The organism is Janthinobacterium psychrotolerans (assembly GCF_001677885.1).
Lineage (GTDB): Bacteria > Pseudomonadota > Gammaproteobacteria > Burkholderiales > Burkholderiaceae_D > Janthinobacterium > Janthinobacterium psychrotolerans.
Window position 1 is genome coordinate 42,227 of sequence record NZ_LOCQ01000038.1, and the last position, 18,669, is coordinate 60,895.

Here is an 18,669-nt window from a genome sequence, read left to right on the forward strand (position 1 = left end):
CCGTCCAGTACCTGGTGCACGCGCTGGACAGTTCAGAAAGCGACATTGAAACACCTCTCGTCTCTTTTCCAGTGCGCGCCGAAGGAATGTCACCGGGCAGTATTGAAGACATCAAACACGTCGTCGACATGCCCGAATGGCTCACGCGGCCTATCTTTATCGTAGGGAGCGATCCGCTCTCTTCACAATGGCTCACCGAAAACCATGCTGCACTGGTGCGCTATGGTGCTGCCGGCATTGTGGTCTCCGTGGAAGATGTTTCAACGTTCAAAGCAATGCGTCGCACCAATTCGCTGCCGATGGTGCCGCATCCAGCACCGCACCTGATGCGGCTATTGCAGGCCAATGGTATTCACCGCTATCCGTTGCTACTCCTCGAGCACGGAGACGTCCTGCAGGACTTGCGTGGCCAGGTTCCAGCTGGCCAGTACGTTGGGAGTGGACGATGACCAACCCATCGTACGTGTTGGAGCCTTTGCTCCGTCCCAAGGTCGAGTACCAAAGCGCCGCTGTGGCGGCAGCGTGTGGCATCTTGGCATTGTGCGCCCCTTGGGCATTGATGTTGCCGCCACGGCTGGGCTACGCTGCCGGCACCATCGCGCTCGGCTTTGCTGCGGTGAGATTCCAACAGGCGCGAAATATCGGGAAGTACCAATATGGCTTGAAACACTACAAGATTACTTACACGAAGTTGCACCGCATTGCGCGCAGCAAAGACATGCTGTACCTGGGTGAAGGGTTTCTGTGGACCCAGAAGCACACCCAGCGCAAACTCGACGCGAATCGCCCGGAAGCTGATCCATTCGTCAATCTGTCGCGCAAACGCCTACTGCTGGATCAAGCCATGCGACGGTACGAGCGCTGGGTGCTCTCGACCGGCGGCGGTCGAAGCTCGCCATCAATGTTCCAGAAGGTTGCGACGCTCACCAAGAGCGATGTGCCGTGGAATCCAGTACGGCCACTGATCGATCTCGGTGGTTCTCGCGTGTTACACGGTGTCGAACCGAACGAAAAGCCAGTGCTACTGCGGCAGGGGGCGCGAACGGGCCACGTCCTGGTCAAAGGGACGACTAGGGTCGGGAAGACGCGGCTGCTCGAATTGCTGGCCACTCAGGACATCCATGACTGCTATGTCGTCATTATCATCGATCCCAAAGGTGACGCCGAGCTGATGATGCGTGTGTACGCCGAAGCATCAAGGGCCCGGCGGCTCGATCACTTATACCTGTTCCATCTCGGTTATCCGGACTTTTCGGCACGCTACAATGGAATCGGCAACTTCGCCAGGATCACCGAAATCGCCACCCGAACGACAAACGGGTTGCCTTCCAGTGGAAATTCGGCCGCGTTCAAGGAATTCTCCTGGCGGTTCACCAATCTGGTAGCGCAAGCCCAAGTTGCGCTGGGCCAGGTTCCCACCTACAACGGCATACTGCGCAATATCACTGACATCGAACCGCTCTTCATAGCATATGCCAAACTGTCGCTGGATCGCGCGGAAAAAGACGGGCGGATCCATGGCTGGGAAAATGTAGTCGACAACTGCGCGACCGAGATATCGAAAAGAAAAATTCCTGTACCACGTTCGCTCCAAGACCGCCAGCCGATCCTGGCGGCAACAATTATCGTTGCCCGAAGGTTCCAACAACAAATCGAGGACCCAATTCTTGATGGTCTGTCGACTGCGGTCAGCTACGAGAAATCGTTCTTCGAAAAGATCATTGCCTCTTTAGGGCCGTTCCTGGAGAAGCTCACGACGGGCGCCATTGGCAAGTTGATCAGTCCAGACTATTTCAATATGGAGGATCCTCGACCGATCTTCGACTGGATGCAGGTGATCCGCCAGGGAGGTATTGTCTATGCTGGCCTCGATGCGCTATCCGATCCTGTCATTGCGGGCGCCGTAGGCAATTCAATGCTCGCAGATCTCGTCTCGATTGGCGGCAAAATCTACAAACATGGCATTGATCCGGACAGAACCGACGGCAGGATACTACTTCCGCAAATTTGCGGCCATTTCGATGAGGTCGAATCAATACTTGGAGACGAGTTCATCCCCATGGTGAACCGGATGGGCGGTGCTGGAATGCGCGTGACCGCCTACACTCAGACCGTCTCGGATCTGCAAGCGAAGTTGAAAGACTCTGCGAAGGCCAAACAGCTGCTGGGAAACTTCAATCACGTTATCACTTTGCGCTCCAAAGACCTCGACAGTGCCAAGTTCATCGCCGACCAGGTACCGAAGGTAGAAGTCGCCACCCTCACGCTGGTGTCAGGAGTTACCGACAAGGCTGCAGAAGGGGACGGCATCGACTTCATCTCCAACAACCAAGACCGCGTGGCGACCAAGGAAGTCCCGCTGATCGACGCCGCCGACATCATGCAGTTGCCTACCGGGCAGGCGTTTGCGCTTCTTGAGGGCAACCGCCTCTACAAGTTGCGAATCCCGTTGGCCGATCCGGCCGACGACATGCATATACCTGCCTCGTTGAAAGCAGTCTGTGAAGATATGCGTAGCCGCTATCGCACCTCAGAACAATGGTGGAAAGAAAACGACTGGTTCGCCGATGTGGATGTCACGCTTCCGATTGCAACACCTATTTTCGTGCCGACTGAGTTAGATGCCCAGATGGCGCAGGGGCAGGAGACTGTTGAACCTGAAGTGGATATGCCTGTGCTGGCATCGCTGCGCGATGTCGGTACCACCGGGGCCGCTGGCACGACTGCGTCTGGTGAAGCGCTGGATGGTGCTGATGGAGATCAGACATGACAGCCCACGCAGCGAGCGCCAGGACCACTGCCGCCACGGTGGGACCGGTCAGCAGAGGGCCAATAGGCATTGTCATCGAGATCGCCTTTGGCGGCGCGCTGGCGACGATTTTTGCTTGGGGGATAGGGGTCATGATTGCCTACGGGGGCATGCAGACCTCGTGGCTATGGGCCGACAAGGGGATCGATCACGCCCGTGGACTTGTCGAGGAGAATCTTCGTTTTATCGCCGAGTATCCACGGTCGGTCTTGATCCAAGATACCTTGGCATTCGAACATAAAGTCATCAAGGCTGTGTCCCGCCCATTCATCGCGATGGGAGCGTTGAAATATTACGAAGCCAGTTTAAAGCCGATACCAGACTCAGCCGACAGTCTCGGCAAAACCCTGGCGTTGCTCAAACGGGAACTTGCCAAGGTCTTCATGGTGGCGATGTACATCGCCATGGATACAGCGATGCGATTGTTCGTCGTCCTGTTCGCGCTGCCTTCATTCCTGCTTGCCTGCTTGCTGGGGATCGTCGATGGCCTGGTGCGCCGTGATCTACGCCGTTGGGGTGGTGGCCGCGAGTCGAGCTTTGTCTATCACCGGGCAAAAAAGGCAACGGCCTGGTCGATATCGGGTGGCTTCGGGATATACCTGGCGTGGCCTTTTGGCGGGTTCAACCCGGCGTACATGGTGCTGGTCTTTACTGTGCTGGTAGCAGCTTCGCTGTCCATGTATGTCAGCACTTTCAAAAAATACTTGTGAGGGGGAGGCGTGATGAAATTTCCATCCATTGTGCTGATAAAGAGGTTCCGATCGGCCGCATTGCTGGTCATATCGATTGCAATGACCGCCGCCCCTGTCTCGCATGCAGATGAAGACGCAGAGCGGGAGAATCTGACGAGAATCAGCTATGAACTGAGCCAGCTGCAAAGAATGATCAACGATGCTGCTAAAGAGGCGGAGTCCGGTGGCGGAGCGCGCTTCCGGTATGACTTGCTCGCGCGTGATTTGCGGCTGGTTCGCGCAGGTGTGGATGACCATTTACAACGGCCGCGCCAGCCGCAACGTGTGCAGCCGCTAGCGGGCGATTACAGAAACTAGAACGTAGATTGAGAGGGCTTCACCATGACCGCGACTATGCGCATTGCCTTTGACGCTGCATCAGGTGGTACCGCAGCAGGCGTGGCCTTGGTCATTGGCCTCGCATTGGCCGCTTTTCTCGTTGTTTGGGGAGCGAACGCCGTTCGTATGCTGCTCATCGAAGTCATGCATAGCCCCAAGTTATTTGTCCGCAATGGCTGGCTGGTGATGCGAGTCGTAACCATATTGACGGTGTTTTTCTATCTTTTGAAGTGAACGTGCTGAGCCAATAGGAGCTCAGCCACGAGTATCCGATTGGTGCTAAACGCGGTGGCGCCGATGTTTTTGATGACCGCGAAATCTTTGATGTAGATACGGGCCAGAAGCAACAGACGGTTCGACGCCTGGCGCTTAGTTGGTCCTTAACAGGGGGGTTATATGTCGTACTTGAAAAAAAAGGGGGCGGTATCAACCGATGTCCGCCCGGTCATCAGTGTGAATCGCCGTGACATCGCAGCAATGTTGTTATTGCTTGCTGCGGCGTTCGTGGCAGCGCCGGCAATGGCAGATCTCCCTGCGGCCGTACAGCCCACAGGCGGTGCTGCGGCCGGGGACTACATGCAGCTGTTGCGGCAATACTGGAAGCAGGGCATTGCCGTCTTTGTGCTGATGGTGGGCTCCTGGGCGTTTATCGAAGTCGGCGGGGGGGCCGTCGCCAAATTTGGCGAGTGGCGAAGAGGTAAGGTCGAGTTGAGCGAGCTGAAATGGTTCTTCTTCATCGGTGTACTGATGTTGGTCGCGGTGATTTACCTGCTGACGACTGCTAACGGCATCCTCTGACTTCGTTAATCGACGCGACCCTGGGCTTGATCATGGACGATATTTCCGACAGCGCACAAATGGACACTCCCCGTGTCCATGCACCATTGACCGACAGAGCAAATCGGGAACCTGCCATCTTGCGCGGACTGACGTCCTCCGAGGCACAAATGGCCATTTTTATCGTGATGCCGATTTATGCGGTGATAGGCCTGGCGGTCGCATTTGCGACGAAGATATGGGCGCTGGGGGTGCTGATCGCATCGCTGGCGCCCATGCTCACTGTGTGGACAGCAGCAGGCTGGATGGCAAAGGTGAAGCGCAACAAGCCCGACTATTATTATCAGCACCGCTTCAAACTGTGGCTCGCGGAGAACGGCCTGATCAAAAGCCGTTTCATCGATCATGACGGTTTCTGGGAGATTGGACGTGACGTGCCTTTTCCACGTCGCTCGGCGAAGGGAAATCGTTCTAATCAACCCGTCAAGAAGGTCGGAGTCTAGTCATGGCACGCTACACGGACGCCCTGGCGCAGGCCAACTGGTACATCAAGTGCCTCCTCGGGGTGGTCGCCGCATCCATTACGGTGGCGGTGATGGCCTTGTTTGGCTGGCGCAGCGCCGAGCGGGATGTAACAGTGCATATCCCGCCGGATCTGACGACGGGGGCACAGATCAAAGTAGGCCGGAAGGAGGTACCTGCCTCGAATGTGTACCTGTTCGCCTTCTATATATGGCAGCAGCTCAATCGCTGGAGCTTGAACGGGCAACAGGATTACGGCAGCCAAATCTACAAACTGCAGGCGTTCTTCACGCCAGCATGCCAGCAACAGCTGATTAGCGATATGACCACTCGTGCGGGGCAAGGTGAACTCGATCAGCGCACGCGGTCCGTTATGGAGATTCCTGGGCTGGGATATCGCGATGGCCGGGTTCTGGCTCATGCCGACGGTTCGTGGAACGTGCTAATCGACACCCAGATCATCGAATCCTCGCGCGGCGTACCTGTAAAGGATGCGTATGTGCGTTATCCGCTCCATGTGGTGCGCTATGACGTCGACCGAGAACTCAATCCATGGCAACTGGCGATCGATTGCTATTCTGCGCAAAAGAAACCGGAGCGGCTGGATCCTGACGCGGTGGCTGTGGCAATCAAGGGTAATCGTGCTGTGGTCCAGAACAGCGACGAGTATGCGAATCGCAGCTTCGCGGAAGGTGGCGTGCCGCAAACGCAGGGGGCGACGACAGGCCCGACTTCGCCACCCTCCGGCACTTCCGGTGGGCAGCGTAAGCCGGCTCCTCAGGATCTGACGCCGGCGACATTGCCGCGCGTGCCCCGCTAATCGAAGGAGAGAATGGCATGAACGGTCGACTTTTTTCAACGATTGGGGTGCTGCTGGTGTCCCAACTATCCGCGGCCGATTTGGTACATGCGCAGTCCGCAACGGGCATTCCCCCTACGTTGGAGTTGGGAGAAGTGCGCACGCAACCGGTGGAACCTAATGCTGCAATAAATGCCTCTTCTAGCCAGGTCGTAAGGTCCAGCGGCAGCGACCTGGCGTCAGAATCGCGCCCAAGTATTCCGGGGCCAGAGAAGCGTGCCGGTGCAAACTCCAATCCTGCCCCCCGCAAAGCAAAGGAGGCTCGACAACGTCAAGTGCCAGAGCGTAGCGTCAACGCAAAGCCAGAGCGCATCGAATTCAAGCGTCATCCGTTGAAGATATCGTTGGGAAATACCGAAAGGCTGGTCACGTTCCCGAATCCCGTGGCGGTGTCGCTGCCATCCGGTGCGGAAGCTGACGTTGATATGCAAATTATCGGGCGGACTGCGTACTTTACGATGTTGGCACCACGCAGCGCGCCCATCCGGGTGCTGGTGGATGATCTTGTCACCGGACAAACAATTCCTATGGATTTGCTGGGTGTGGGTGCTGTCGACGGGCTCAGCTCGGAAGTCGAGGTCCATTATGAGGACCAGCTGCCGGCAGACCAGCAGCAGGTGGATCGCGCGGAAGAGCAATCACCTGTACTCGATATGGTTCAACTGACGCGGTATGCGGCGCAGACTGTGTATGCGCCCCGGCGTCTCAAACCCTTGTCGGACGGCGTACGCAGCATACCGATGGACAGCAAAAGCATCGAAGGACTGTTTCGGGGTGTGCGCACCAGAAGTCGCCCGATCGGGCAATGGCGCTCGGGTGATCTATATGTCACCGCCGTTCAGGTAGTCAACTTGGAGGGCCGTTCCGTCTCGTTGGACCTCGAGCAGATCAGGGGCCGCTGGATCGCTGCGGCCTTGCAGCATCATCACGTCCTGGCATCAGGATCCGATTATGACAGCACCACGCTGTACCTGGTCTGTGGCCAGTCGTTCCATTCATGCAGATGAGGTGATACTGTGCCAGCGATAACCCAGAACAAGCTCACACCGATCTTCAGCGTATGCGCGGTGCTGATCGTGGCATACGTCCTGTTTGCCCGATATGGTGGTGGACAAACAGCACCTGTCAAAGCAGCGGATCCGCTACCGGTGGTGCCCGTGGCACCTGGTGATGAGGCGCCCGCGCGTTCGGGTGGGCTATTTGGCGTGGGGGCGCTGTCAGCGGCACCACGCCGTGCGGATGCGGATAGCCCCAGCGAAACCCTGAAGACTGTTACAGCAAGCAACAACGATCTGCGCGACAAGGTGCAAAAGGTCATTGAAGCGAACGATCTGTTGAAGCAGGAAAACGCAAGGCTACAGAACAGCCAGGCTACTATTGTTGCGCAGGTGACAGAGCGGGTCTTGGCCGACCAGCGATTGCACCCTAATGCGGTGCCGGAATCGGGGGATACCGAGCAAACAGGACAATCGAAGGCAGGGAAGCAATCGCCAACGGCGCTAGGCGGCATTGTGGACGCCGCCACTGGCGGCTATTCGACGATGGTGAACTCGCTGGGTACAGCCAATCCCAAGGGCATCCCAAACGGCCTGGGCTACGATGATTCCCGCACGGCGGACGTAAGTACTGCCTCCAACGGTAGAGCCATTACTACTTACACCAGGCACCTACCAGTAGGCTATAAGGAAGCGAAGGCGGGTGACGGTACGGTCGCTATCATGGATTCGGTGGGGCGCCCAGTGCGCCAGGCGGTATCAACTCAGGCGGCCGTCGACCCCGGTGCAGGCACAGGTCGGGCTGCCTCCAGCAATCAAGAGAAGCATACGCCGCGTCCCTTTTACACCATCCCCGAAAATGCCACCATGACCAAGGCGACGCTCATGACCGCACTGGTGGGACGTGTGCCGATCGACGGAAAGGTACATGACCCCATGCAATTCAAACTCCTGATCGGAAGGGATAATTTGGCCGCCAATGGTCATCATGTGCCGGATGCGGTGGCTGGCATCGTGATGTCGGGTATCGCGATTGGCGATATGGCGTTGAGCTGCTCGGAAGGGCTGATCCAGTCTCTCACCTTTGTGTTCGATGACGGCACTGTTAAAACTGTGTCGATGAAAAGAGATGGGGCAACTCCAACTCTTGGAGGGTCGGGTGGCGGTCAGGCAACTCAGTCGGTCACGCAATCGAACAAGTTGGCGTGGATATCCGATGAATATGGCAACCCCTGTGTCAACGGAAAATTTGTTACCAATGCCCCGTCCTATCTTGCCGACATGGTAACGATGAAGACGCTGAGCATTGCCGCCCAGGCGACTGCATTGGCGCAGACCACGACGGCGGAAAATCCGTTTGGATCAAGCACGGCAGTGACGGGAAACAAAGGCACTTATGTACTTGGCCAGGCAGCCGGTTCCGGTATCAATGAAGTGAGCAACTGGATCATGCGGAGGCTGAACAATTCGTTCGACGCGGTGGTGACGCCGGCTGGTGGCCGCCTGGTGGTGCACTTCGAGCAGGAGATAGCGATCGATAAGGCGCCGGATGGGCGCAAGCTTGATTACGGTAACAGCGAGGCGCCCGCCGGCGCCCTTCAATTGTTAGATTGACCGGGAGGGTCCACCATGAAGCTCACTTCTATTCTGGCCTTGCCGGCTATCGCGGGACTTGTGTCGCTGCAGGGCTGTTCGGTATCTGGCCCGCGAGAGAGCCCGTTGCAGAAAAACGGACCCAGAATGATCGACATCTATGAGCGGCACATCGAGGAGAATGGGGGCAATGCCCCATCTGGCCAGTCCGAATTGCCACGCCGTCCGTATGACGAACCTGCGCGCTCAACTGGTTCCAGCGACGTCCTGGGCAGTGCAATGAACAGCCGCTTTGCCCGACTGCCGAACCCGGATCTCGAGATGTACGTGTATCCGCATCTCGCAAAAGGGAAATACCCTATTCCCGGGTATGTAACGGTCTTTCCGATGTTCGAGTCTGTCCAGTATGCCTTGCCTGGGGAAGTAGCGCCCATTGCGCCTGCGGCGTCACGCCCACTGGGCGGCACCGCTCCTGAAGGGCAGATTCCAGGCTCACACTGAGGTTGATCGGTTTTTTCGGGAGGCTTTATGTTTGGACGGCGAGAAGCGAAGGCTACCTGTGGGGTGGCGGACCACACGGATGTGCGGAACGGGAGTGCGCAGGACGGCGCCGGGGAACAGCTCCTGACGACCGCGAAGCGCAGGCATATGGCAAACCGATCGCCCTCATTTACAGAACTGTTGCCATGGCGCGACTACGAACCATCGACACAAGTGTTCGAATTGAACGACGGCGTAAGCGTAGGTGCGCTTTTCGAACTGACCCCGATACCGACCGAGGCGCAAGCTGAGACGATGCTCAAGGAGTATTGCCGCAAGGTCCAGGCTGCATTGCAAACCCTGCCGGAATCCGGGACGCCAGACTGGATCGTTCAATTCTTCGTCAACGACGACCGCAATATTGAGCAACTCAAGGACGACCTGGTAGCATATATTGATGAGGTTCATGCGGCCAACCCCGATCGTGGGAAGGCTATTAAAAACTCCAAGCTGACCCAGGCCGTGCTGCATGAGTATGCCCTGCACGTTGCCAACGTCTCCCAGGATGGCGGCTTGTTCGAGGACACCCAGGTATCCGGCCATAGCTGGCGTGGCCAGATCAGGCGGGTGAGGTGCTGCCTATACCGAGTCTACCCGACGGGCTATATGGCTGTTCCTGGCGTCGAGTCGCCGTCCGATGTGCTCAACCGAGCAGCCGACAGTCTCGTAGCCAACCTCGAGGAGGCTGGCGCGCGGATCCGTCGATGCGGGGGAATCGATCTGTATGAGTGGCTGCTTCCGTTTTTTAACCGCAGCGGCAGATATGGCACGACTGCCGAACTATTGAGGGCATTTCCCTATCCCGGCGACGCGCCATCCCAAGCTGACGGTGAAGCGCCAGTCTTCGGACGCGACTTCGCAACCTTTCTCAATCTTAGCTTGCCTGAATCGGACCCGGTTTGGGGGGGCTTCAAGTTCGACGGCGTGTTGATGAAGGCACTCACGCTGCAGCAGATCACCTCCAATCCCGAGGTGGGCCACCTGACGGCCGAAAGGAAGCACGCAAAGCATCTGTTCGCCCGCTTTGACCGGATGCCCGAGAATGCCATGTTGTCGATGACGATCGTGGTGACTCCACAGGACGTGGTTCGAGACCAGGTGGAACGGATCCGAGATCGCTCTAAAGCCAAGAGTCCCGATGCCGAAAAGACGTCGGATGAATGCAAACAAATTCTACGGCACATGCAAACGGGTGACTGGCTTTTGCCCACCTTTACGGTGCTGTACCTATCAGGTACCAGCGAGAAAGCGCTACGCAAGGATATTGCAGCAGTCAACGCCCGGATGGGGACCTCGGGTTTTCGCTTCATCGAACCGGCACATGACTTGACTTCACTCGATGCCTTTGTGCGGGGCTTGCCTATGTGCTTTGACCCGCAATTCGACGCGAAGAACATGAAGCGTACACGGTACCTCTTTGCATCGCAGATCGCGGCCATGTTGCCGGTGTATGGACGGCAAAGGGGGACCGGCCATCCCGGCTTTCCTTTCTGGAATCGGGGGGGCGAACCTCTATGGATAGACCCGCTGAATCCACGAGACCGGAAAAAAAATGCTCACATGCTCACCCTGGGGCCGACGGGCGCCGGGAAATCAGCCACGTTGAATTTTCTTGCACTGTTCCAAATGGCTATCCACCGACCACGGCTCACTATCGCGGATGCGGGAAAATCATTCCAGTTGCTCAAGGATTACTTTGCATCGATGGGCTTGACCACGCACTCCGTCGAGCTCACGCCCAATAACGATGTTTCGCTTCCACCGTTTGCCATGGGCGCCAAACTGGTCAGGGATCCCGAAACCATCGCGGCGTACGCCGCCGCGAGGACATCGGCGCATGTCGCCAAGCAGCTCGAAGAAAAGATCGAACAAAGCTTGATGGAAGGCGCGCTGGACCCGGGTGAGGATGCTGCCGGGCGCGACTCCATGGACCAGGATGACGAGAAGCGCGATTTTCTCGGAGAGATGACCATCGCCGCGATCATGATGATCACCGGCGGCGAGCAGAAGGAGGTCGAGCGCATGACGCGTGCAGACCGATACGTGGTGAGCCGCGCGATCATCACCGCCTCGATTGAGGCACAGAAGGGCGGTAAACCGCATCCTCTCACGCAAGATGTGGCCAAGGCGCTCATGGACATGAACCAGGATGGGACGCTGCCGCACGAGCGCCGCGAGCGTGCTTACCACATGGGCGAGTCGATGATGGTCTACACGATGGACCTGAGAGGCAAGCTCTTCAATAGATACGGCCAACAATGGCCGGATGCTGACGTTACCCTGGTGGAACTAGGCACGCTGGTCAAGGACGGATACGAAGACGCACTGGCTGTCGCTTACACGGGCCTGCTCGACCACGTGCACGCCAACGGCGAGGCCCATCAGCATGAGGGGCGGCCCCATATTTTCCTGACAGACGAAGGCCATCTGATCACTACAAATCCGCTGCTGGGGCCGAAAATTGTGAAGGGTACCAAGATGTGGCGAAAGCTGGACCTTTGGTTTTGGCTCGCCACGCAAGATATGAAGGACTTCCCGGAATCGATGAGCCGGGTGTTGAACATGTGCGAATTCTGGTTGCTCTTGACCATGGAAGCGGAGGAAGTGAAGCAAGTATCGCGGTTCAAGTCGCTCACTGAAGAGGAGCGGCTGTTGATGCTGTCGACGCGCAAGGAGCCGCCCAAGTACACCGAAGGAGTCTTGCTCAGTAGTACTCATAAGGCGCTGTTTCGGAACGTTCCGCCGCCCTTGGCTATAGCACTGGCGATGACGGAAGGGCACGAGAAAGCGTGGCGCCAGCGGATTATGAATGAATTTGGGATCACGGAAATGGAGGCGGCAATACGCATCGCGCGTGAGCTTGCCGTACGTGCAACATGAGCATGTCGCGCGGCGATACGTAAAGGACGACAAAATGGACAGGAACAGGTCTGATCTGTGGACCGGCATTGGCAGCGCAATCGTGCGAACCGAGGGACACTCCCCGATTGTTATCGTGGAGCGGGATGAGTCGAGGTTCAGGGCGGCATTGGCGGCACATTTCATCGGCAAGGCGCTGGCCGATCACGATACCCGGCGCGCCTGTCAGTCCTACGTGAGCATGTTTGGGCACCCGCATCTCCCAGCCGCCATTGTCAGCGGTGGTAGGCGAAGTTCGTTAGCCGATCTGGCCAGCGTTCCGCTTGGAGCGCTGTACGGGGTAGAGCTGATCGCCATCGATGGGCCGGAGAGTATGTTGGTCACCATGCCGACGAGGCTTAAACGCTTCATCAACTGCTGTGCGCAGCGGGCGGACGCGGTAGTGGTACTGACTGAAAGTGCAAAGCGTCTTGTCGAAGCCGGGATCGATGGCACGCTGATGATTGTTGGGGCAAGTACCGATCAGAGACTCCTTTCCCGGTCACAAAATAGCAGTGGAGTGGAGTCGGAGATCCAGATGGCAGCGCTTATACGGCTATGCCATAAGCGGAAAGGGGACAGAGATGATGACCAATAGTCTGATAGCGGTTCTATTTGCAGCTGCGACCAGTACGCTGGTGGTGCCAGGAACTCAACTCACGAACACGCAGCCCGCGAATGTGGCGATCGAGGGCCCGTCGATTGGCACGGGTAGCGTTCGCCCAGTAGAAACCGTGGAAGTTTTTTCGAACTCGGCAATCTATCTCACCAATATCCGCGACGCGCGCGTGTTTGTTCTGGACGCGATGGAAGTGCTCGACAGCGAGCTTTCCGCCGGATTGCCAGCGAACGAGCCCGAGGCGCTGGCCATTTTGCGCCAGCGCCTGCATGCCCTCGGTGCCACGGCGCTTGCCCGCCGAACCAAGCCGGCGGCAGAGGGGATCGTTCAAGCCGCACGGTACGGTGTTGACCGCATTCCCGCGGTCGTTATCAATGGCGAGGCGGTGATCTATGGGGTGACCGATATCGATGTGGCGCGATCAATATTTCAGCGTAGTCATCTGCAATAGTTTGATGGGGGGAGCAAGTGAATACTCTACTACCGGTATTGCTGACGGCTTTAGCGCTGCCCGGGACGGTGGCCTGGGCGCAAACCAATACCGCGGAAATCGTGGCTAATACCCTGAAAGCGGTGCCCGCGTGCAGTAACTACAGGGTGGCGGGCGCGTGCTTTTGGCTAAAGTGTGAAGCATTTCCACCGCATTGCCGCGTGATCAGCAATGTGAGAATCTCCCATTTTTCCCCCGAGGTCGTTGTCAGCACCTGGCATGATGGGGCTAGCCATCCCTGGGCCGACTATGGGCGCGTCGTCACCAAAACGGTAGGCGGCGCCGCGTCCGGCCTCGTTGGTATGGCAATTGATTCTGCAGGCACTAGATTTGCGGGTGAGCGAACAGATCGCAATATCCTCTATAGAGATACCGATGCCATCGGCAATCCTGCATCGTTGGTCAGCCTGGGCGCATCGGCAAGCCCGGACAGTGCCGGCCGTGCAGTGCCAGCAATACCCGGCGTGGACGAGTTGAGAAAGTTTTTGCGGAGTCCACCTCCCTTAAGCAATCGCGGTGATGTCGGTACCGCGACAGCATTGGCGGATATCGCGGCCCTTCGGCACGGCGCGGACATTTACACACGCGGTGCTGCGGCAGTGGCGCAGGTACGTCAAACATTGGCATCTGGCGCTTCGACTGCCACCGCTCCTGCCGGCGGCTTTGTGCGTGCTGCAGGGTTTGCTGCACCTGCCGCCGCAAGCGGTTTGATGTGCCCGTCAACGTCAAAAGGTCTGATGGTGCACTTCCATTCCTATCTTGATGCGTTGGTTTGGCGCGGCATCGTGCCGGCCGAGCTGTTGTATCCGCAGACATATCTGCCCGGGGTGCAAGAAGTTGGCATCTCGGGGCTCAACACATGGGGGAGCCTGTATCCCAGGGTGGGTTCGGTGACGCAGCAAGTACCAATGAAGGGTGCCGCGGTACTTGCTCAACGGGTGGCAAACATCATTTCGCAATCGGCACAACCGCATGTTTATGCGGCGCTCTCTCCGGACTCGGGCTACCGGTACTTCGGACTTGGGCCGGTGCTTCCCAATGATTCCAAAAACTCGAAGTGGCAGCGCCTGTATCCGCATTCTTCCGCGACGTGCGAAGTGTTCGGCAGCAATGACACTATGTCGCTGACCACTTGGGGCGATGGTCAAAGTTCGCCCGAAGAGGCCTATAGCTGGAATCTGTGGCGGCGCCTGGAGTGCTGCAAGGTAGAAGGCGCCTTTATCGGATCAATCGCATTTTGAAGAGGGGGAGGCAATGAACTCATTTTGCCAATATCGCATGTTCATCGTGGTGGTTGCTGCATGTGCAGGGTCAACACCTGCGATGGCTCAAACGCAGGATGTACCAAGATCGCAGTCCCAGCTTTATTACCGCATCGGTGGCAGTGCGCCTGCCGGTAAATCGCCGAATCCGAACGCCCTAGCCGTCAAGATGGGATTTGGCCTCAAGCTCAACGCCAACTACACCTGCGGCAAGTTCGATGTCGGACTTAGTTGGGCCAATCTGATGAACGGATTCAGTAGCCTCGGTACCCAAATCACGGGTGCTGTCAAAGCTGGGATCAGCGCCCTTCCGCTGTACCTTCTACAGCGCGCTCAACCGGGCTTGTATGAGCTTTTTCAGACGTATGCCAAAAAGGCCGAGATCAGCGTGAATGCGGCGCTAGACAGCTGCGAACAGATGGAAGCGCAGATCAAGCAGGGGAAGGATCCCTATGCGAAGTGGGTAGGCCTGGCCAAGGGCGAGGGTTGGAGCGGGGAAGCCGGCACGAATGGGGATGTTGTATCTGCGAAAAGCAAAGTCGAAGCGGACAACGGCCGAAAGGGGGTCACTTGGATCGGCAATAAGGTTGCTGGCGGCTTTACGCAACCGGCTATTCGTCCCGTGAACGATATCGTTATCGCTGGCTACAACCTGACGATGATGCAGCCTGTCACCGCCTCCAATACGGCGAACTACTCGACAGGCGGCACGCCACTGGGGAAGGCATTTCCACGCCCGCAGGACGCTGCGGATTTCGCCGTTTCTGTGCTTGGTGACCATTTGATCGCCACGTGCGACGAACCGTCCTGTGCCCAAAAAGGTGTTTTTACGGCAATCGGCCTGCAACCGAAATATGACGCCGAGATCCCGACCGCGCTTAACCAGGTGAAGCTTGCAATCAGTAGCAGTAGCCCAACGTATGCGGCCCTGGCTGCATCTGGCGCGCCTGATGTCTCGATCACAACGGATGTAGTGCGCGCGATTCGTGAGCTTCCGGCCGATATGCAGGCGATTAGTTCCGAACGCATCGCCAAGGAGATAGCACTTGCCCGTACTATCGAAAAGGCACTGGCAGTGCGCGCGGTGCTGATATCGGGAATGAGCCTGCCAGAGGTGCAAAAGCATGAGCCGGCCGTGGCGATTGCGAAGGAGAAGGTTGATCAGTTGACCCAGTTCATCCAGGACCTGTTGTTCGAGAGCCGTGTTCGACGAGAGATGGTCTCGGACACTGCCGGCTCCTTGCTGCAGGCGTATCAGGGACGGCGGGCCATAGCGGCGCCTTTACCGACCCAGCAACCGGCGGATAAAAACATCATGAGCAACGGTCGAGTGAAGTGAGGCTGAGATGTCCGACGATACCCAATTTATTAAATATTCCCGCTCACTGTTGAGGATACCGTCGTCCCGCAGCGTGCCGAGTGCGATGGGAATGCTGCTGCTGACTATGCTGGCCATGGTAGTGTTTGGTGGATTTTGCCTGGTTCTGGTATGGCTAGCAGACGAAGTCTGGACGCTCTTCAAACTCTTCGCCCTCATGAGTAGCGGGCAGGTGAAGTGGTGAGGCTGAAATGTCCGACAAGATCCACTCCATTAAAGCTGCACAGCCCCGGCCGAAAAAATCGCTATTTCGCAGCTTTCTGCGCACTACGGGCATGTTGCTTGTGACCATGCTGGCCATGGCAGTGCTGGTTATATTGGCTGTGCTTCTCATGCTGGTATCAGACGAGGCCCGCTCGTTGTTCCAGTTCATAGCTCGTTACCGCATAGCTGCCTACTGTATGCATCTGGTTGTCACGGTATGCCTATGGCTGGCATGGGCGAAGATCGTTGCGTGGTTGGTGAAGCGCAGCTTGGTGCCGGAATCCGCGCGCCAGGTCCTGATCGAACGCAAGGGTAGGTGGTTTGCCGCGCTGGTGACGCTTCAACTCATTTTGCTGGCATCTGCGTTTGGCCAGATTGCGTAGCGGAGGAAATATGGGTGTCGATAGTTACCTTGAGTTGTACACCACGCTCTACGGCTGGTTCTTCAGCGGCGTAATCTGGAGCGTCCTGTCGGCAAGCGGGATCATCTACATCCCGTTTCTTGTGACAATTGTGCAAGTCTGGCGCGAGGGGCACGAGATGGACGACGATGCGCAAGGCACGGCCTGGATGATCAGACGGATGGAAGTCGAGTTGTTTTCGGCGATTATCGTGTTTGCACTTTGTCTCGTTCCCTCGTCCATTACATCGCTGTCGAGCATGAAACTGTATTACGCACCCACGGCCACTTCGCTTGAGCCGGCCCCGTCAAAGGCCACGCCCACTGCATCGGACAGCAGCTACAGCCGCCCCGAGGTATTCGGCAACACTGTGCCAGGCATTTCGGCAATTCCTCCGTGGTGGTATACGGTGCTCGGTATCAGTAGCGGTATTAACGCCGCCACGCGCGCCGGAATCCAGGGGGGCATTCGGGATTTCCGCCAGCTGCAGGATCTGGCCCACATCGCCACTGTCCAGGATCCCCAACTTCGCTCCGCAGTGCAACGTTTTTATAGTGAGTGCTTTGTGCCGGCCAGATCCCGATTCCTGACCGCCGGAACCCCGTCGGCCGTCGCAGCTGCGCAGATCGCGAAGTACGGGCAGGCGGATACTGACTGGATCGGAAGTCACGCGTTTCGTGATGATCCCATGTTGTATGCCGATTTGTATGCAAGAAGCGAAGTGGCCAGCTTCCCATTTAATCCTTCTCGCGATGTGGATGTCAATACATCCGCAGGTAGCCCGGCTTTGGGACGGCCGAGTTGCAAGGAATGGTGGGAGGCAAGTACTCACGGACTGCGGGACCAGTTGAGTTCGACTATTGGCGGACTTCAGGGGCTGGGTGCGGCGGTTCGGTCCCTGACGCCTGGTATCTCGGAAGAAGATCACAGGGACTGGGAGGCTCGGCTGGCGTACCAGAAGACCGCGCCTACATACGTCGACAGCGAATCGATGACAAACGGCATCGGCGGCGAGGCGGGGGGAATCGGATGGCTTATGCATCTGCCAGCGAACATCGCTGGCGCGGCCGGTACCGGCTGGCAGGCGTTCCAGGCGTCGGCATCGATGAAGCCGTTGATCTATTTCATGACAATTGCGCAGCCGCTTATTCTGATGGCGATGTACATTTTTCTGCCCATCATCCTGGTGTTCAGCAGGTACAACCTAGCCGTCATGTTTATCGGCGCCATTGGCATTTTCTCAGTGAAGTTCTGGACAGTGATGTGGTACGTCGCCCGGTGGATGGATGACAATCTCATCGCTTCGATGTATCCCGGTATGAGCGGCAACGCGTTGCTGGAGTTTGCACTCGACAATCCCACGACCGAAAACACCTACAAGCGCATTGTGCTCAACATGGCACTGATGCTGATGTTCATCGGCCTGCCAATTCTTTTCAGCGGCATGATGGCGTGGATAGGCATCAACGTCGGCCATGGGGTGCAACGGATGCTTGGCGATGCCGTGACAGCCGGACGGGACTCTGGACGATCAGGAGCCAACATCGCGGCAGGTGCGGCAAAAAGGTTCACAAAATGAATCCTACTTCATTTCGTCCGGGCGCCCTTCCCAGCTATAGCCATCGTTGTCCCACGAATAACGCCGCTCACGCGCCTCCCTTTGCGGGCGCTCAGCGTTGTCCGCCGCACAGAGCGCCAGTAGCTGAATCAGAATCCTGCCGGCCCAAACCAGCGCGAGCACCAAAGTGCCTGCGAACCAAAATAGTAGTCGAGAAATTTTCTTCGTTTTCATCACGATGCACCTCCCTCGTTCTCAAGCATACATCTTCCGTCGAGGATGTAAACCCGAGGTTGATAACTCACGTGGAGCCAACATGGACGACCAGACCGAACCTGTTGTGATCGAACCACCCTTCGCTAGCGCCCCAGCGATGCAGCCGGAGAGCGCTCCTATTTGGAAAGCAACAGAGGGACAGATTGTCAACGCCAGATGGATATTCTTTTCACTGATCGGATTCTGGCTTCTGCTTCCAGTACTGTGGATGGCATGGCGAATGATTCGGACGGCCTGCCATACCTGCTCGCTGACCACTCAACGCATCAGGGAGCGTTCTGGTGTACTAGCTGTGATGTTTCAATAGGTTGTTGTGGTTCATTCGGATTGGATTTGAGACACTGGAAATCGCCAAACCCCCAGTTCTCAAGGAAACCAACCGAATGAACATCCATAAGAATGCCCGATTAACGCTGAT

General features: G+C 57.2%; 21 protein-coding genes. 20 read left to right on the forward strand and 1 reads right to left on the reverse strand.

What is annotated here, in order from left to right:
• The first annotated feature begins 14 nt into the window (after positions 1–14).
• The 19 genes from ASR47_RS02820 to ASR47_RS02905 all read left to right on the forward strand — a co-directional run bounded on the left by ASR47_RS02820 (position 15) and on the right by ASR47_RS02905 (position 17,996).
• Positions 15–449, forward strand: coding sequence for a PFL_4695 family integrating conjugative element protein (locus tag ASR47_RS02820; protein WP_171898877.1), 435 nt, complete (start codon positions 15–17; stop codon positions 447–449).
• Positions 446–2,770, forward strand: coding sequence for a type IV conjugative transfer system coupling protein TraD (traD, locus tag ASR47_RS02825; protein ID WP_065306251.1), 2,325 nt, complete (start codon positions 446–448; stop codon positions 2,768–2,770). Before ASR47_RS02820 ends, traD begins: the two co-directional genes overlap by 4 nt.
• The gene (locus ASR47_RS02830; protein ID WP_065306252.1) at positions 2,767–3,519 is read left to right on the forward strand and encodes a TIGR03747 family integrating conjugative element membrane protein; all 753 of its coding nucleotides are present in this window, start codon (positions 2,767–2,769) and stop codon (positions 3,517–3,519) included. The genes traD and ASR47_RS02830 overlap by 4 nt, the downstream gene beginning before the upstream one ends.
• A gap of 12 nt (positions 3,520–3,531) precedes the next feature.
• Positions 3,532–3,858 (forward strand): integrative conjugative element protein, RAQPRD family, encoded by a 327-nt coding sequence (locus tag ASR47_RS02835; RefSeq protein ID WP_245714243.1) that lies wholly within the window; start codon positions 3,532–3,534, stop codon positions 3,856–3,858.
• A gap of 24 nt (positions 3,859–3,882) precedes the next feature.
• Positions 3,883–4,113 (forward strand): hypothetical protein, encoded by a 231-nt coding sequence (locus ASR47_RS02840; protein ID WP_065306253.1) that lies wholly within the window; start codon positions 3,883–3,885, stop codon positions 4,111–4,113.
• 162 nt (positions 4,114–4,275) lie between these two features.
• Positions 4,276–4,677 (forward strand): TIGR03745 family integrating conjugative element membrane protein, encoded by a 402-nt coding sequence (locus tag ASR47_RS02845; protein WP_065306254.1) that lies wholly within the window; start codon positions 4,276–4,278, stop codon positions 4,675–4,677.
• Between the two features lie 32 nt (positions 4,678–4,709).
• Complete coding sequence (locus ASR47_RS02850; protein WP_150127662.1) at positions 4,710–5,159, forward strand: TIGR03750 family conjugal transfer protein; 450 nt, start codon at positions 4,710–4,712, stop codon at positions 5,157–5,159.
• Positions 5,160–5,161: 2 nt separating this feature from the next.
• Positions 5,162–5,998 carry a PFL_4703 family integrating conjugative element protein gene (locus ASR47_RS02855; RefSeq protein WP_065306256.1) on the forward strand — a complete coding sequence of 279 codons (837 nt, stop codon included), beginning with the start codon at positions 5,162–5,164 and terminating at the stop codon, positions 5,996–5,998.
• A gap of 17 nt (positions 5,999–6,015) precedes the next feature.
• Positions 6,016–7,044 (forward strand): TIGR03749 family integrating conjugative element protein, encoded by a 1,029-nt coding sequence (locus tag ASR47_RS02860; protein WP_082988696.1) that lies wholly within the window; start codon positions 6,016–6,018, stop codon positions 7,042–7,044.
• A gap of 9 nt (positions 7,045–7,053) precedes the next feature.
• Complete coding sequence (locus ASR47_RS02865; RefSeq protein ID WP_082988697.1) at positions 7,054–8,646, forward strand: TIGR03752 family integrating conjugative element protein; 1,593 nt, start codon at positions 7,054–7,056, stop codon at positions 8,644–8,646.
• Positions 8,647–8,661: 15 nt separating this feature from the next.
• Positions 8,662–9,126: a TIGR03751 family conjugal transfer lipoprotein gene (locus tag ASR47_RS26365; RefSeq protein WP_082988698.1), complete on the forward strand. Its 465-nt coding sequence runs from the start codon at positions 8,662–8,664 to the stop codon at positions 9,124–9,126.
• 27 nt (positions 9,127–9,153) lie between these two features.
• Positions 9,154–12,045 carry a conjugative transfer ATPase gene (locus tag ASR47_RS02870; RefSeq protein WP_082988699.1) on the forward strand — a complete coding sequence of 964 codons (2,892 nt, stop codon included), beginning with the start codon at positions 9,154–9,156 and terminating at the stop codon, positions 12,043–12,045.
• A 34-nt stretch (positions 12,046–12,079) separates the two neighbouring features.
• The gene (locus ASR47_RS02875) at positions 12,080–12,661 is read left to right on the forward strand and encodes a hypothetical protein (RefSeq protein ID WP_065306259.1); all 582 of its coding nucleotides are present in this window, start codon (positions 12,080–12,082) and stop codon (positions 12,659–12,661) included.
• Positions 12,648–13,133, forward strand: coding sequence for a TIGR03757 family integrating conjugative element protein (locus ASR47_RS02880; RefSeq protein ID WP_065306260.1), 486 nt, complete (start codon positions 12,648–12,650; stop codon positions 13,131–13,133). The genes ASR47_RS02875 and ASR47_RS02880 overlap by 14 nt, the downstream gene beginning before the upstream one ends.
• Before the next feature lie 17 nt (positions 13,134–13,150).
• A complete protein-coding gene (locus ASR47_RS26370) occupies positions 13,151–14,413 on the forward strand; it encodes a TraU family protein (RefSeq protein WP_150127663.1) in 1,263 nt (420 codons plus the stop codon).
• 13 nt (positions 14,414–14,426) lie between these two features.
• On the forward strand, positions 14,427–15,773 hold the full coding sequence (locus ASR47_RS02890; RefSeq protein ID WP_082988701.1) for an integrating conjugative element protein: 1,347 nt from the start codon (positions 14,427–14,429) through the stop codon (positions 15,771–15,773).
• A gap of 7 nt (positions 15,774–15,780) precedes the next feature.
• Entirely contained in the window at positions 15,781–15,996 is a 216-nt protein-coding gene (locus tag ASR47_RS02895; RefSeq protein WP_065306263.1) for a hypothetical protein, read from the forward strand.
• A 7-nt stretch (positions 15,997–16,003) separates the two neighbouring features.
• Positions 16,004–16,399, forward strand: a complete 396-nt coding sequence (locus tag ASR47_RS02900; protein WP_065306264.1) for a hypothetical protein — start codon at positions 16,004–16,006, stop codon at positions 16,397–16,399.
• 10 nt (positions 16,400–16,409) lie between these two features.
• On the forward strand, positions 16,410–17,996 hold the full coding sequence (locus tag ASR47_RS02905; RefSeq protein ID WP_065306265.1) for a conjugal transfer protein TraG N-terminal domain-containing protein: 1,587 nt from the start codon (positions 16,410–16,412) through the stop codon (positions 17,994–17,996).
• 3 nt (positions 17,997–17,999) lie between these two features.
• On the opposite strand, the gene ASR47_RS02910 is transcribed toward ASR47_RS02905, so the two are convergent.
• The gene (locus ASR47_RS02910) at positions 18,000–18,209 is read right to left on the reverse strand and encodes a hypothetical protein (protein WP_065306266.1); all 210 of its coding nucleotides are present in this window, start codon (positions 18,207–18,209) and stop codon (positions 18,000–18,002) included.
• An 82-nt stretch (positions 18,210–18,291) separates the two neighbouring features.
• Here ASR47_RS02910 and ASR47_RS27325 point away from each other — a divergent pair, with 82 nt between their 5' ends.
• A complete protein-coding gene (locus ASR47_RS27325) occupies positions 18,292–18,558 on the forward strand; it encodes a hypothetical protein (RefSeq protein WP_171898878.1) in 267 nt (88 codons plus the stop codon).
• Positions 18,559–18,669: the final 111 nt, after the last annotated feature.